This window comes from Leminorella richardii (assembly GCF_900478135.1).
GTDB lineage: Bacteria > Pseudomonadota > Gammaproteobacteria > Enterobacterales > Enterobacteriaceae > Leminorella > Leminorella richardii.
The window spans coordinates 2,704,493-2,718,641 of sequence record NZ_LS483470.1 but is presented as its reverse complement, the minus strand read 5'-3'; the positions used below and the strand labels follow the sequence as shown (position 1 = coordinate 2,718,641).

Genomic DNA, 14,149 nt, shown 5'->3' with positions numbered 1-14,149 from the left:
TTAAGGAAAAGATCATGGCTAATGGCTGGACGGGTAACATATTAAGAATCAACCTCTCTTCGGGAAAAATCTCTCTCGAAGATTCAGGTAAATACAAACAGTATATCGGCGGTATGGGCTTCGGCTACCGCATTATGTATGACGAAGTGCCTCCCGGCACCAAACCCTTTGACGAAGCCAACAAGCTGGTGTTCGCCGTTGGGCCGTTAACCGGTTCAGGCGCTCCCTGTAGCTCTCGCGTCAATATCACCAGTCTGTCGACCTTTACCAAGGGCAATCTGGTCGTTGATGCGCACATGGGCGGCTTCTTCGCCGCGCAGATGAAGTTTGCTGGCTATGACGTCATCATTATTGAAGGCAAGTCTGAAACGCCGGTCTGGATCAACATCCAAGACGATAAAGTCAGCATTGAGAAGGCGGATTTTCTGTGGGGCAAAGGCACGCGCGCCACAACGGAAGAGATCTGCGGTATGACCAGCGCAGAAACCTGCGTGGCGACTATCGGCCAGGCAGGGGAAAATCTGGTGCCTCTGTCCGGCATGCTTAACAGCCGCTGCCACAGCGGCGGGGCGGGTACTGGTGCAGTCATGGGCTCCAAAAAGCTGAAGGCGATCGCCATTCAGGGCACCAAGGGCGTCGGCATTGCCGATCGTCACGAAATGAAGCGCCTCAACGACTACATGATGACCGAGCTTATCGGCGCCAACAACAACCACGTTGTACCGAGTACGCCGCAGGCCTGGGCGGAATATTCGTCTCCCGGTTCGCGCTGGACGGCGCGCAAAGGTCTGTACTGGGGCGCCGCTGAAGGCGGGCCGATTGAAACCGGTGAGATTCCTCCGGGCAACCAAAATACCGTTGGTTTCAGAACCTATAAGTCAGTATTTGACCTAGGGCCAGCGGCTGAGAAGTACACGGTGAAGATGAGCGGCTGCCATTCTTGCCCCATCCGCTGTATGACTCAGATGAACATTCCCAGAGTGAAGGATTTTGGTGTGCCGAGCACAGGCGGTAACACCTGCGTGGCGAACTTTGTTCATACCACTATTTTCCCCAACGGCCCGAAAGATTTTGACGACAAAGATGACGGTCGCGTGGTGGGTAACCTGGTGGGGCTAAACCTGTTTGACGACTACGGCCTGTGGTGTAACTACGGTCAGCTACACCGCGACTTTAGCTACTGCTACAGCAAAGGCGTCTTTAAGCGGGTACTGCCGCCGGAAGAGTATGCGGAAATCCGCTGGGATCAGCTGGAGGCGGGTGACATCAACTTCGTCAAAGATCTTTATTATCGTCTGGCTCACCGCGTGGGCGAGCTAAGCCATTTGTCAGACGGCTCTCACGCTATCGCCGAACGCTGGGATCTGGGTGAAGAGTACTGGGGATACGCAAAAAACAAACTGTGGTCGCCGTTTGGCTATCCGGTCCACCACGCCAACGAGGCGTCGGCACAGGTTGGCGCTATCACTAACTGTATGTTTAACCGCGACTGTATGACCCATACCCACATCAACTTTATTGGGTCAGGTCTGCCGCTCAAGCTGCAGCGAGAAGTTGCAGGCGAGCTGTTCGGCTCTCAGGACGCCTACGACGAAACTAAAAACTATACGCCGATTAATCCCGCCAAGATTAAGTACGCCAAGTGGACGCTGCTCAAAGTCTGCCTGCACAACGCCGTGACGCTGTGTAACTGGGTATGGCCGATGACGGTATCACCGCTGAAGAGCCGCAACTATCGCGGCGATCTGGAGCTTGAAGCCAAGTTCTTCAAAGCGGTAACCGGTGACGATGCCACTCAGGCAAGCCTGGATTTGGCCGCTGAGCGTATCTTCACGCTGCACCGCGCCTATACGGTGAAGCTGATGCAGACCAAAGATATGCGCAACGAGCACGATCTCATCTGCTCATGGGTGTTTGATAAAGATCCGAAGATTCCGGTCTTTACGGAGGGAACGGACAAGATGGATCGCGACGATATGTATAAGTCGATGACCATGTTCTACACCGAGATGGGCTGGGATCCCGAGCTGGGCTGCCCGACAAAAGAGACGCTCCACCGTTTGGGCCTTGAGGACGTCGCGGTTGATTTAGCCTCGATGAACCTGCTGCCTTAAGTTCGGTGAGGGTATCGATGAGTGCGTTAAACGAAGAGATTCTGGCGCCCGGTGAGGCGACTGATGCGGAAGACGTCGTCGACGAGCGTAAACGCCGGCTGTTTGGCCGGTCGACAAACTCGGCCGACTCGCTGCAGCAGGAAATTGATGAAGCGCAGGCGGTGCTGGATGCACAGGCGCTGTCTCCGGTGGATATCGTGGCTGACTTTATTCGTCAGCGTTCGCTCACCGGCTCGCTGGTGGCGCACGAGACGTTTCATCAGCCGCCGTATTCGATTTCTGAGCAGGATCTGGATGAGGTAATGCGCCACGTGTTCGACAGTGAAGCCTGTAGTGACATTAGCGTTTGCCAGGGTGAGAAGGAACGCTATTACTACTCGACGCAGAGCATGTCGACCAACTATGCCAACATGTGCGTTTTGGTGATGGAAAAGGACGTCTGTAAAACCATTGCGCACGCGGTGAGGTTTGAGTGTGAAACCTATCCGCGCCCCTACAAAGTGGCGATGTTGACACAGGAGCCGTACCGTTTCTCCTCTGAAGAAGTTGATGCGGCGCTGGTGGCGATAGAGACGCATCCAGACTACGCCGACATTCGCAGGGTATCGTCGTCAAACGACGTGGAGTACCTGTTCAGCGAACGCTTTATGAGCTTCGGCAAGGCCTACGGGCTGTGCGAATGGCTAGAGGTAGAACGGTTCCAGAATCCGTAAACGTTTAAAGCACCATCAGGTCGCGGCAGTGAAAAAAGAAAACCGACAGGCCGCGGCTCGTTAAGCAACCACTTTCACTATTTCATTGATGAGAAATAGGCAATGGCGGAGCAAGACAAATGAGCAAGGTATATTTAGCGTTATGGCGAAAGCCAGGCTATTGCCGTCAACAGAACCGGGGGATGAGCAGATGACCTACACTCGGCGTAAATTTGTTATCGGCATGGGGACGGTGATCTTTTTTACTGGTCCCGGTCGAAGCGTGTTGGCGGCATCGGGCAAAACCCAGCCTGTACGCTATGCGATGATCCACGATGAAACCCGCTGTAACGGCTGTAATCTGTGCGCACGGGCTTGCCGTAAGGTAAACCACGTCCCCGACAGCGGCAGCCGCCTGTCTATCGCCCATATTCCCGTTTCTGACAACGACAGCGAAACTCAGTACCACTTTTTCCGGCACTCTTGTCAGCACTGCGAAGACGCTCCATGTATTGAAGTATGCCCAACCGGCGCGTCTTATCGCGATGAGAACGGCATTGTCAGGGTAAATACGTCAGTCTGTATCGGCTGTAGCTACTGTATTGGCGCCTGCCCTTATCAGGTTCGCTATTTGAATCCCAAAACCAAAGTGGCAGACAAGTGCGATTTTTGCGTCGAGTCTCGCCTCGCCAAGGGATTTATGCCGATATGCGTCAACGTTTGTCCTCAAAATGCGCTGATTTTCGGCAAAGAGGACAGCCCAGAGGTGAAAAACTGGCTTGAGAACAACAAGTTCTATGAGTACCGGTTAAAAGGCGCAGGTCAACCTCACCTGTACCGCCTTTTCGGTCAACACCTGATAAAAAAGGGGGATAGCGTATGAACGCCGCGCTGAATGCTGAGCAGTTCCAGTCACAGCTGCATCAGTACGTGCCGCTGTTTACGCCACAGTACTGGCCCGTATGGCTGACTATCGCTGGACTGGCGCTGGTGGCCATGCTGCTGGTACTGGCACTGCACGCGATGCTGCGGGCGCGCCAGAGTGGCAAAAAGCACGGGGAAAGTCATGAAAAGGTGTATCTCTACTCCAAGGCTATCCGTCTTTGGCACTGGTCTAACGCGCTGTTATTCATCCTGCTGCTGGCCAGCGGAATGATTAACCACTTTGGGCTGGTCGCGACTGAAGCGGTAAAAAGTCTGGTAGGTGTACACAAGATCTGCGGCCTGCTGCTCGTTGCCTGCTGGCTGTGCTTTGTGCTGATTAACGCCGTGGGGGGCAACGGTCACCACTATATAATCAAGCCGCAGGGGTGGATAGGGCGAGCTATGAAGCAGACGCGTTTCTATCTGTTTGGCATCATGAAGGGGGAAGACCATCCGTTTCCCGCCACGGAGCAGTCGAAGTTTAATCCGCTACAGCAGGTCGCCTATCTGGGCGTGATGTATGCGCTGGTGCCGCTGTTGCTAATCAGTGGGCTGCTGTCCCTTTACCCAGAAGCGGTTTCCTTTGGTGCTGCAGGGGCGCGTTACTGGATCCTACAGGCGCACTTTGTGCTGGCAGCGCTGAGCGTGTTCTTCATCTTTGGTCACCTCTACCTTTGCACTACCGGGCGCACGCCGACGGAAACCTTTAAGTGCATGGTTGATGGCTATCACCGTCACTAAGCGATGCTAATTACTCGTCGCGAGCTTCGGGGCTGGCGCGTCAGCCCCGACATTTACCGCTGGTTTTTGAGGCGCTTTCCCTCCGGGGGGCGCTATGCTGACGTACACAGCCAGCTGATCCAAAGCGGCCGCGTTGACTGGGCCACCAGTCTGGTGGAGTACGCCTATTCTCTTTGGCTGGAGAAAGAGGGATTTGTTCGCCAAGAAACCCGAGCGACCGATCTTCTGGCTTTCGATCTCAATCAGTCTTCTGTTTCTGTTCATATTTCCCTATCAACACACCGTAGCGACTACAGCCAGAAAACAGCGTCGGACGTTGACGGCTACCGCTGGATGGACGTCGACAGTGCCTCTCAGGTTGGGAGCGCGGGGGATAGCGCCCGTTTGGGCAGCTGTGGCGGCAGCGTGCGCATTGCCTGTAGTGGAGTAAATGCTCACATAGGCAGTACCGGAGAATACGGCTGGCTGAGCAGCTCCGGTTATGCCTCTCAGATCGCCAGCGCGGGCTATGCGGCCCGCATCGGCTGTGTTGGTCACGACGTGCGTATCGGTAGCTCAGGCGAAAGAGCCAGAGTCGCCAGTGCGGGCAATTCTGCAAAAATAAGCAGTACAGGGCGAGGCGTACGCATCGCCAGCGCGGGCATGAGGGCGCGTATTGGCAGCGCCGGAGAAAGCGCTAAAGTCGCCAATGCAGGGGACTTAAGCCATATCTCAAGCTTTAGTGAACAAAGCGCCATTGCTAACGTCGGTGACGGCGCTAGGCTGGTGGCGATGGGAAAAGGTTCGCAGGTTGTTTCCACCGCCAGCGTTGACTATGTGGTGCTGGGCGAGGGAGGCAGCGCCGCGCTATCCTATTTTGACGGAGAGAGGATGCGCTTTGCCGTGGCCTACGAAGGAGAAAACGGCATCCGTGCCGGGGTGAAGTATCGGCTTAACGAGCGGCATGAGTTTGTTGAACTGCACCCATAGATAACAGGCGCTGCATATGAAGACAGGCGTCAGGCGTTTTATAGCGAATAAATAAAGAGAAAGGCCGCATCAAAAACGATGCGGCCTTTTTGTTTTCGGTGAGTAAGCGCTTATGCCAGCTTTGCAAAGCAGCGTTCGGCGGCGCTGATGGTTTTCTGGAGGTCTTCTTTTGAGTGAGCTAGCGACATAAAGCCGGCTTCAAAGGCGGACGGCGCCAGATAGACGCCTTCTTCCAGCATCAGGTGGAAGAACTTCTTAAAGCGCTCTACGTCGCACTTCACCACGTCCTGATAGCAGGTCACAGTATTGGCATCGGTAAAGAACAGGCCAAACATACCGCCCACGTAGTTCACCACCAGCGGAACTCCCTGACGCTTAGCGGCGCTGAGCAGCCCTTCAGCCAGCGTTTTGGTGCTTTCCGCCAGCTGTGAGTAAATGCCCACGTCGGTCAGCTGGCTCAGACAGGCGTAGCCCGCGGCCATGGCGATGGGGTTGCCGGACAGAGTGCCCGCCTGATAAACGGGACCGGTTGGTGCCAGAGCGGCCATCACGTCGCGGCGGCCGCCGAATGCACCGACCGGCATGCCGCCGCCGATGATCTTGCCCAGACAGGTGAGGTCAGGCGTCACGCCGTAGTAGGCCTGTGCGCCGCCCAGCGCTACGCGAAAACCGGTCATCACTTCGTCGATGATAAGCAGCGCGCCGTACTGGTCGCACAGCTGACGCAGGCCGGGTAGGAAGTCCGGCTGTGGTGGAATACAGTTCATGTTTCCGGCGACCGGTTCGACGATGATGCAGGCAATCTCTTCAGGGTGTTGCTCAAACGCCTGTTGAACGGAGCTCAGATCGTTGTAGGTGCAGGTTAGCGTATGCTTGGCGAAGTCAGCCGGGACGCCCGGCGAGTTAGGTTGGCCCAGCGTCAGCGCGCCGGAGCCTGCTTTTACCAGCAGGCAGTCGGCGTGGCCGTGGTAGCAGCCTTCAAACTTGATGATTTTGTCGCGCGCGGTAAAGCCGCGAGCGAGGCGAATGGCGCTCATGGTGGCTTCGGTGCCGGAGTTAACCATGCGCACCATGTCCATTGACGGCACCAGCTCGGTGACCAGCGTGGCCATTTCGACTTCCATTTCTGTCGGCGCGCCAAAGCTTAAGCCTCGGGTCACTGCCTCTATCACGGCATCGCGAATGACATCGTTGTTGTGACCAAGGATCATTGGCCCCCAAGAGCCGACATAGTCAATATAGGCTTTGCCGTCTGCATCGTAGAGATAGGCGCCGTCGGCGCGCTCAACAAACAGCGGCACGCCGCCAACGCCGGTAAAGGCGCGAACCGGGGAGTTGACGCCGCCGGGGATCACTTTCTGTGCCTGTGCGTATAAATTTTCTGATTTGCTCATAGTTGGCGGGCTCCTGCCTTTATTATCTGAAAAATAGGGAAACGCCGTTTATTCTAAAAGAACTGACGCTAAATAACAGCGCTGGATTGTTAATGTTTGTACTCTGTGTTGTCACACTTGATGACGTCTTGTGGGCTTGGCGTCGCTACTGCTGGCAATTGCGAGACACTGCCTAAGGTAAAAGCGCACGTTGTTGCTCTCATCGTGGGTTCAGCTGTTGTAAAATAGATAAATGGGGCGTAGCTTGTGGTGCCTAACGGCTTCACTAGCGCTGGTGATAGCGCAGACCCGTGCAGAATACTTGAACGTTTTAGTCAACTATTGGATAATTGTAGAGACTAATAGTCCGCCCATGTAGCGAGACAGAATAGATAAGCCGGAGACAATTGATGAGTGATTCAACAGCACTGCCCTTGGAATTTACCGATGCGGCAGCCAATAAGGTCAAAGCGCTGATTGCTGATGAAAGCAATCCCGAACTCAAGCTGCGTGTATATATCACCGGCGGCGGGTGCAGCGGCTTTCAGTACGGCTTCACCTTTGATGAAAAGGTCAATGATGGCGATATGGTCATTGAAAAGCAGGGTGTTTCTCTGGTTGTAGACCCGATGAGCCTGCAGTACCTCGTTGGCGGCGCGGTTGACTATACCGAAGGCCTTGAGGGCTCGCGCTTTATCATTCAGAACCCGAACGCCAAGAGCACCTGTGGCTGCGGTTCGTCGTTTAGCATTTGATTTTTAAGCGGCATTGAAAGTGAAAAAGCACGGCAAAGCCGTGCTTTTTGCTATTTATCGAGGCTGAACGTCGGTAAACGGAGGCTCCAGCGGATGGCAGCCAGGCGGATTACCAGAGTGATGACCATGCCAAGGTAGGCTGCCAGCTCCAAATTAATGTTGAAAAAGTAGTAGCTCGCCGCGTGAACGGAGCCGCCGATAATACAGGCTGTCGCGTAGACTTCGGTTCTCAGGATCATCGGTACTTCCCGCGCCAGTACGTCGCGAATAATACCCCCGCCAACCCCGGTCAGTACGCCCATGCAGGTCGCCACCAGCGGGCCTGTTCCGGCAGCAAACGCCTTATTGACGCCAATGCCGACGAAGACCGCCAAACCAATGGCGTCCAGCACCGGCAGGATCCACTTGGGCAGCGAGCGCGGATGGCGTACAAGAACGATTGTGGCGACACAGGTCACCAGAGCGACCACCAGATCCGTAGGATCTTTTACCCAAAACGCTGGGCCATTGGCCAGCGCCATGTCCCGAATGGTTCCACCGCCAACCGCGGTAACGACGCCCAGCACCAGCACGCCAAAAGGATCCATCCGCAGCTTTCCCGCCAAAAGAACGCCCGAAATGGCAAAGACCGACGTTCCAAGTATGTCTAGCCAGTAAACCAGCATTTATCAGTGCTCCAATCCTATGAACCAGATGAAATTTGCGAAAGCTTTTGGCACACCACGTCAGCGGCCAGCATAATCCTTGGGCCGCTGCGGTTAAACCAGTCTTCAGGAACGCTAATGACGGGGACCTCTAGCTGCCCGCGCCAAAATGCCCTGACGTTATTTTCCTGAGCGCTGTCCCCGGCAATAAGAATTACCTGAGGCTGACGCGCTAAAACCTGTTCACGGCTGACCTGCGGCCAAGGGGCCGGGCTGTCGGCGAACACGTTTTTTCCACCGCACAGAGAAACCACTTCACTCTGTAGCGCTTTTTCCGAGGCGGTAAAGAGAGGCTGATGGCTGAACTGGAGAAAAATGCGTATCGGTGCGGCGTTGGTTTTTTTATAGCGTTTTTCCAGCTCGGCCTTTTGATTCAAAAGCGCCTGAGCCGCCTTGTGTGCTTCTTCCGGGCGGGGGCTATAGGCGGCAAGCCGTGACAGACTGTCCGCGATACCTTCCACGCTGTCAGCGTCGGTATAGACAATAGGAATGCCGAATCCACTCAGCTGATCCAGCACTTTTTGCGGATTGCCGCCCCGCCAGGCGAGGATCAGATCGGGCTTGAGGTTTAATACCCGCTCAAGGTTGATGCCTTGCCAGGAAGCGACTCGTTCAAGGCGATTTGCCTCAGGGGGGTAGTCGGAGTAGTCGCTGGCGGCGATAAGGCTATCGCCGAGGCCAGCGGCATAGGCAAGTTCAGTGGCGTGCGGAGCAAAGCTGATAACGCGCTTGGCAGCGGCAAAGGCTGAGATGCCAACAAGGGGCAGCAGGATGGCTAACAGCCATCGGGCTAGCCGAATGCGCATGAACTTGCTTATCATCACGGCGCGCGTTCTGCCAGTTCGCCCAGCATGGTCGTGACCATCAGAGATGACTGTTTGGCCGCCAGCACCAGAAACTCGTCAAAGCTCAGATGAGACTCTCGATCGGCGACGTCAGAAATCGCACGCACCACAACAAACGGCGTACCGAACTGATGGCAGACGTGACCAATGGCTGTCGCTTCCATTTCAACGGCAATCGCCTGAGGGAAGGTGGTGCGAATGCGAGCCAGCGGCTCAGCGCCGTTGATAAAGGCGTCACCGCTACATACCAGGCCTTTTACAGCATTAAGGTTACACTGGCGAATGCAGCGCTCGGCGAGGTCAATCAGCGCAGAATCGGCGGTAAAAGCCGCGGGGCAGCCAGCCATTTGGCCAGGTTCATAGCCAAAGGCGGTAACGTCGGCATCGTGATAGCGAACCTCGCTGGAAACCACAATGTCACCCACTTTTAGCGACGGAGACAGGCCGCCGGCAGAACCGGTATTGATAATGACGTCGGGGCGACAGATTTCCAGCAGCAGTGCAGTGCCCATTGCTGCGGCAACCTTGCCGATGCCGGACTTCAGAAGCGCTACGTCAACGCCGTTCAGGCGACCGGTGTAAATTTCGCATCCGGCGCGCTGCAGTGTGTTCATATTTTCAATCTGTGAACGCAGCAGAGTAACTTCCTGCTCCATTGCACCAATAATGCCTACTTTCATGGTGTAGTCCCGCATTCTATTGGGTATAAGCTTGGGTATAAACCCGAGTATGAATCTGGGTATAAATGTGCGCCGTAGTCTAACATGCAAAGAGAAGAAATGAGTCTCCCCCTGTGCAGAGTTTTTCAGTCAATGAACCTCTTTTATCCCGTTGTGGATGATGTATGATGGTTTCCGGAGCACTTTTTCATCAAACGCATAAAAGCATTTTATTTTTCATTGAGATAGCTCCGCTGTTTTATACGCTAAGCCCCGATTGCGGTGGGAAGAGTGAACAGACGGCGTAAGCACAGACTAGGAAAGGCCATGTCCGGGATTGATTTTTCTAAGCGAATCAGAATTCAGCGTCCTTTTAGCTCCTCATCGGTACCTGAGGGCGAATATGATATTTCCCGTCAGTTTGAAAGCGATCGCGGTCGAATTATCAACTCTGCGGCGATCCGCCGTCTTCAGCAGAAAACGCAGGTTTTTCCCTTAGAGCGCAACGCCGCGGTGCGCAGTCGGCTGACCCACTCAATGGAGGTTCAGCAGGTCGGACGACATATCGCTAAAGAGATCTTTTCTCGCCTTAAAAAGGCGGGAAGACTGCAGGAACTGGGGCTGGAAAATCTAGTCGACTCTTTTGAAAGCATTGTTGAGATGGCCTGCCTGATGCACGACGTCGGCAATCCCCCCTTCGGGCACTTTGGTGAGGCGGCGATTAACAACTGGTTTCGCAAGCGCTTGCGCGATGGCGCCGGAAAACTGTGCCATTACCCCTGCCTGCGCCAAGAGGATGAACAGCCCGAACTCAACCAGCTCAGGCTGCGGGTCTGTCAGGATCTCGGTAACTTCGAGGGTAATGCGCAGGCGATTCGCCTAGTGCACACGCTGCTAAAGCTGAATCTGACCTACTCTCAGGTAGCCTGCATCCTGAAGTATACTCGACCTGCCTACTGGTCCGGTGAGGTGCCTGAGGAATACAGCTACTTGATGAAAAAGCCCGGCTACTACATGGCCGAAGAGCGATTCGTTTCTGAGCTGCGCTATCAGCTAGGGATGGAAGGCTTTAGCCGCTATCCTTTGACCTACATTATGGAAGCCGCTGACGATATCTCTTACTGCATCGCCGATCTGGAGGACGCGGTAGAGAAGAATATTTTGACCGTCGAGCAGCTGTACGATCATTTGAAGAGCGCCTGGGGCGACGTTAATACGGGCGACCTGTTTGATAAAACTGTTGGCGGCGCGCTGCGTAAGGTTGAGCAGGGTAGCGGGCATCGCCATAGAGAAGACCAGTTTTTTATGTACCTGCGGGTGTTCACTATTGCCCAGCTAGTGCCCAGAGCCGCTGAGCGCTTTATTACTCACTTGCCCGCCATTTTTGAAGGCAGCTTTAACCAAGCGCTGCTGGAAGGTGGAGACGAGGCCTTTAAGCTGCTGAGCGTCTACAAAGACGTTGCGTTAACCTATGTGTTCAGTCAGGACGAAGTAGAGCAGCTTGAGCTGCAGGGATACCGGGTGATCAGCGGCCTATTGGATATTTACAGCCCGCTGCTGGATATACCCATGGCCGACTTTAACAAGCTGGTGAGTGAAAATCGCCATCGCGGCTATCTGATTGAAACGCGCCTTTACCATAAACTGTCCACCAAACACTGCATGGCCTACAAAGAAGCCGTGGCTCAGCTGGGGCATTTGCCTGAAGCGCAGCGGGAAATTAGGGAGTTTTATTATCGAGCCAGACTGATTCAAGACTATATCAGCGGCATGACAGACCTGTACGCCTACGACGAGTATCGGCGGCTGATGGCGGCGGACTGAGTGCGCGTTAGCGAATGGAATACTCAAGAATGACCGGGCTTTGTCGCCCGGTCTGGTAACATTCGTTAGAAGTTATACTTCAGAGAATAGATGATACCGTCCTGTAAGAAGCGCTCTCCCAGCTTGTTGTCTGCATAGCGATACTGTACGCCAGCGGTAACGGCAGGCGTAGCCTTCCACCATAGAGCGGCCCCGCCGTTAAGGCCATCAGTGCCGCCGTTGCCCGCGGCGTATTTCCCCTTGCGGTCGAATTCATATTCATTCCAGTTGGTTAGCGCAAAGTTCTGGCCTGCGAGTGCAAAGTCGTAGCCTGCAACCCAGCCAAACACGTAGCCATTGTTGCCACTGTAGTAGGTTTGGTCCGTGTAGCGTTTGGCGATAAACGGTTTGTACCAGAAGTTGTTCACTTTTAGGTTGTAGCCCAGTCCGTAAAGGAACATCACGTCGTGGAAGTTCCTACGGTTGGGGGAGCCATAGGTTCCATAGACGTGCGTGTAGAGGTTTAGACCGGTATCGCCAAGATAGACGCGGTTGGTGTTTTTAAACGTATAGCGCTGTTCGCTGCCGGGTTCATCGTGGCGTGCATTAAACGGATTTTCCCAGTCGAAGAAGCCGTAGGTTTCCCCCCAGCTAAAGCCTGCGCCACCTTCAATTTCTAGATAGGCGAAGTCGTCCTTGTGGGACTTGTCTGACGTTTTGTGAGTGGTGCGCTCTGTCCAGTCCAAGTAGTGGATACCAATATCGGCAAAGCCCCACTTATATTCTGCATGAGAAAGTGGAGTAAATAAAACGGCAGCCAGCGCAAGTGCACCGGGGAGATATTTTTTCATTAATGTTATTCCCTTTAGTAAGTAAGATGCCGAATAAATGTCGTGGCAGTGAGTTTGAAATACTTTTTTTATTCGTACGGGAAGAAAGTAAAAGAGGATAATTCAGAATACCAATATCATATTTTTCACTATCGATATTAATTTGATATCGATAATAAAACTGCGCTATTAAACTAAATAAAACAGTGAATTATCTTTTGCTGTTTTAGGTAGGGGAAAAAGCGTTGTAAATAGATGAGAGTGAATATGTGACTGATATCAAATAGGCTCGAAATATAGGCGAGCAATTCAATATAGTGAGGCAGTGCTGTGTCAAAAATATTTTAGCCGAGTAAAGACCCGGCTAAAGTGTGACATGGAAAGTGACTACATTGGCTTTTTCAAGAAGCTCACGCCCTCATCGAAGGGAGGCAGATTAAACCAGGTCGCTAAGCTTTGGCCGATGTCAATGAATGTGTCTCTGATACCAAGGCTTTCAGGCACAATGCGCTTGCCATAGACCAGCACGGGAACGTGCTCTCGCGTGTGGTCGCTGCCCGGCCAGGTTGGATCGCAGCCGTGGTCGGCCGTAATGATGACCACATCGTCTTCTCTAAGCAGGGAATAAAGCTCCGGCAGGCGCAGGTCGAACTGTTCCAGTGCCTGAGCATATCCTTCAACGTCGCGACGGTGGCCAAAATTTTGATCGAAATCGACAAAGTTAGTCACGATCAGGCTGAAGTCTGGCCCTTGCTTAACGGAATCAAAAGTGGCGTCCCACAGGGCGTCAAGACCGTTTGCCTTGATTTTTGTACTGATTCCTACCCCAGCATAAATATCGGAAATTTTACCAATGGCGATAGTGTGCCCACCTGCGTCCACCAGCTTTTTCAATACAGTATCTGCGGGCGGTGGTACGGCTAGATCGTGGCGATTGCCGGTGCGGGTAAAGCCGGTTTTTGCGTTACCGACAAACGGACGGGCAATAACCCGACAAATATTATAGGGATCGACCTCTTCACGAGCGATGTCGCACAGTTGATAAAGCTGCTCTAAGCCAAAGGTTTCCTCATGGCAAGCGATTTGAAACACCGAGTCGGCAGAGGTGTAAACAATTGGCTTGCCGGTTTTCATGTGCTCTTCGCCAAACTGCTCCAGAACCACCGTGCCGGACGAATGGCAGTTGCCTAAAAAGCCCGGCAGCCCGGCGCGGCGCGCAAGATTATTTAGCAGCACTTCGGGAAAGGTGTCCTGTGGCTGTAGAAAGTAGCCCCAGTCAAAGCGCACCGGCACTCCCGCCAGCTCCCAATGGCCAGACGGTGTGTCTTTGCCTGATGATGCCTCTTTGGCTGCGCCCCAGGCGGCGATCGTTTTCGGGTTGGGATTGAAGCCAGCGGCCAGACTGCCGCTGGCCAGTTGACCTGCCAGTCCTAAGCCCCACTGTTCCAGATGGGGCATCGTGAGCGGGCGGGCGTCTGAACGCGTCGCCAGGCAGTGGTCGGCGATGTGGCCCAGCGTGTTTGAACCCGCGTCGCCAAAGCGCTCGGCGTCTGGCGTTGCGCCAATGCCGAAAGAGTCCATAATCAAAACGATTGCGCGCATGTTGTCTCCGTGCGTATATCCCGACAGTGTCTCAAAATGAAGAAGCGTGTCGGGTATTAAGTTGTCAAAAAGAGTCTGTGTATATATAACAGGAATGCGCACGCCTTATTGATATTAAATTTATATCGATCGTGGCAG

13 protein-coding genes are annotated in these 14,149 nt (G+C 53.9%); 7 read left to right on the top strand and 6 right to left on the bottom strand.

Features of this window, described 5'->3' with window-relative positions; all coding sequences use genetic code 11:
- Positions 1-14 precede the first annotated feature (14 nt).
- From DQM29_RS12545 to DQM29_RS12525, 5 genes are all read left to right on the top strand, one after another.
- Positions 15-2,114 (top strand): aldehyde ferredoxin oxidoreductase, encoded by a 2,100-nt coding sequence (locus DQM29_RS12545; RefSeq protein WP_111741008.1) that lies wholly within the window; start codon positions 15-17, stop codon positions 2,112-2,114.
- A 17-nt stretch (positions 2,115-2,131) separates the two neighbouring features.
- Positions 2,132-2,827 (top strand): YdhW family putative oxidoreductase system protein, encoded by a 696-nt coding sequence (locus tag DQM29_RS12540; protein ID WP_111741007.1) that lies wholly within the window; start codon positions 2,132-2,134, stop codon positions 2,825-2,827.
- A 190-nt stretch (positions 2,828-3,017) separates the two neighbouring features.
- Positions 3,018-3,689 (top strand): 4Fe-4S dicluster domain-containing protein, encoded by a 672-nt coding sequence (locus DQM29_RS12535; protein WP_111742087.1) that lies wholly within the window; start codon positions 3,018-3,020, stop codon positions 3,687-3,689.
- A complete protein-coding gene (phsC, locus tag DQM29_RS12530) occupies positions 3,686-4,471 on the top strand; it encodes a thiosulfate reductase cytochrome B subunit (protein ID WP_111741006.1) in 786 nt (261 codons plus the stop codon). The genes DQM29_RS12535 and phsC overlap by 4 nt, the downstream gene beginning before the upstream one ends.
- A gap of 3 nt (positions 4,472-4,474) precedes the next feature.
- Entirely contained in the window at positions 4,475-5,440 is a 966-nt protein-coding gene (locus DQM29_RS12525) for a YdhT family protein (protein ID WP_111741005.1), read from the top strand.
- A gap of 110 nt (positions 5,441-5,550) precedes the next feature.
- Here DQM29_RS12525 and hemL read toward each other — a convergent pair whose 3' ends face one another.
- Positions 5,551-6,834, bottom strand: a complete 1,284-nt coding sequence (hemL, locus tag DQM29_RS12520) for a glutamate-1-semialdehyde 2,1-aminomutase (RefSeq protein WP_111741004.1) — start codon at positions 6,832-6,834, stop codon at positions 5,551-5,553.
- 389 nt (positions 6,835-7,223) lie between these two features.
- On the opposite strand from hemL, the gene erpA reads away from it, so the two are divergent.
- Positions 7,224-7,568, top strand: a complete 345-nt coding sequence (gene erpA, locus DQM29_RS12515) for an iron-sulfur cluster insertion protein ErpA (protein ID WP_027274645.1) — start codon at positions 7,224-7,226, stop codon at positions 7,566-7,568.
- A 50-nt stretch (positions 7,569-7,618) separates the two neighbouring features.
- Here the strand turns inward: erpA and DQM29_RS12510 are convergent, their stop codons facing one another.
- From DQM29_RS12510 to mtnN, 3 genes are read right to left on the bottom strand one after another with little or no spacing between them, the layout of a single operon-like run.
- Positions 7,619-8,233, bottom strand: a complete 615-nt coding sequence (locus tag DQM29_RS12510) for a TRIC cation channel family protein (protein ID WP_111741003.1) — start codon at positions 8,231-8,233, stop codon at positions 7,619-7,621.
- A gap of 17 nt (positions 8,234-8,250) precedes the next feature.
- Positions 8,251-9,093 (bottom strand): vitamin B12 ABC transporter substrate-binding protein BtuF, encoded by an 843-nt coding sequence (gene btuF, locus DQM29_RS12505; protein WP_232054914.1) that lies wholly within the window; start codon positions 9,091-9,093, stop codon positions 8,251-8,253.
- Positions 9,093-9,797, bottom strand: a complete 705-nt coding sequence (gene mtnN, locus DQM29_RS12500; RefSeq protein ID WP_111741002.1) for a 5'-methylthioadenosine/S-adenosylhomocysteine nucleosidase — start codon at positions 9,795-9,797, stop codon at positions 9,093-9,095. Before mtnN ends, btuF begins: the two co-directional genes overlap by 1 nt.
- Positions 9,798-10,103: 306 nt before the next feature.
- On the opposite strand from mtnN, the gene dgt reads away from it, so the two are divergent.
- Entirely contained in the window at positions 10,104-11,600 is a 1,497-nt protein-coding gene (gene dgt / locus DQM29_RS12495) for a dGTPase (protein WP_111741001.1), read from the top strand.
- A 65-nt stretch (positions 11,601-11,665) separates the two neighbouring features.
- Here dgt and DQM29_RS12490 read toward each other — a convergent pair whose 3' ends face one another.
- Positions 11,666-12,430, bottom strand: coding sequence for a nucleoside-specific channel-forming Tsx family protein (locus tag DQM29_RS12490; protein WP_111741000.1), 765 nt, complete (start codon positions 12,428-12,430; stop codon positions 11,666-11,668).
- 366 nt (positions 12,431-12,796) lie between these two features.
- Positions 12,797-14,011 (bottom strand): phosphopentomutase, encoded by a 1,215-nt coding sequence (locus DQM29_RS12485; RefSeq protein ID WP_111740999.1) that lies wholly within the window; start codon positions 14,009-14,011, stop codon positions 12,797-12,799.
- Positions 14,012-14,149: the final 138 nt, after the last annotated feature.

What these genes read in the sequence shown, in the direction of transcription:
- DQM29_RS12545 (WP_111741008.1), top strand. Translation starts at nt 15, where the DNA reads ATGGCTAATGGCTGGACGGGTAACATATTAAGAATCAACCTCTCTTCG.
- DQM29_RS12540 (WP_111741007.1), top strand. Translation starts at nt 2,132, where the DNA reads ATGAGTGCGTTAAACGAAGAGATTCTGGCGCCCGGTGAGGCGACTGAT.
- DQM29_RS12535 (WP_111742087.1), top strand. Translation starts at nt 3,018, where the DNA reads ATGACCTACACTCGGCGTAAATTTGTTATCGGCATGGGGACGGTGATC.
- phsC (WP_111741006.1), top strand. Translation starts at nt 3,686, where the DNA reads ATGAACGCCGCGCTGAATGCTGAGCAGTTCCAGTCACAGCTGCATCAG.
- DQM29_RS12525 (WP_111741005.1), top strand. Translation starts at nt 4,475, where the DNA reads ATGCTAATTACTCGTCGCGAGCTTCGGGGCTGGCGCGTCAGCCCCGAC.
- hemL (WP_111741004.1), bottom strand. Translation starts at nt 6,834, where the DNA reads ATGAGCAAATCAGAAAATTTATACGCACAGGCACAGAAAGTGATCCCC.
- erpA (WP_027274645.1), top strand. Translation starts at nt 7,224, where the DNA reads ATGAGTGATTCAACAGCACTGCCCTTGGAATTTACCGATGCGGCAGCC.
- DQM29_RS12510 (WP_111741003.1), bottom strand. Translation starts at nt 8,233, where the DNA reads ATGCTGGTTTACTGGCTAGACATACTTGGAACGTCGGTCTTTGCCATT.
- btuF (WP_232054914.1), bottom strand. Translation starts at nt 9,093, where the DNA reads ATGATAAGCAAGTTCATGCGCATTCGGCTAGCCCGATGGCTGTTAGCC.
- mtnN (WP_111741002.1), bottom strand. Translation starts at nt 9,797, where the DNA reads ATGAAAGTAGGCATTATTGGTGCAATGGAGCAGGAAGTTACTCTGCTG.
- dgt (WP_111741001.1), top strand. Translation starts at nt 10,104, where the DNA reads ATGTCCGGGATTGATTTTTCTAAGCGAATCAGAATTCAGCGTCCTTTT.
- DQM29_RS12490 (WP_111741000.1), bottom strand. Translation starts at nt 12,430, where the DNA reads ATGAAAAAATATCTCCCCGGTGCACTTGCGCTGGCTGCCGTTTTATTT.
- DQM29_RS12485 (WP_111740999.1), bottom strand. Translation starts at nt 14,011, where the DNA reads ATGCGCGCAATCGTTTTGATTATGGACTCTTTCGGCATTGGCGCAACG.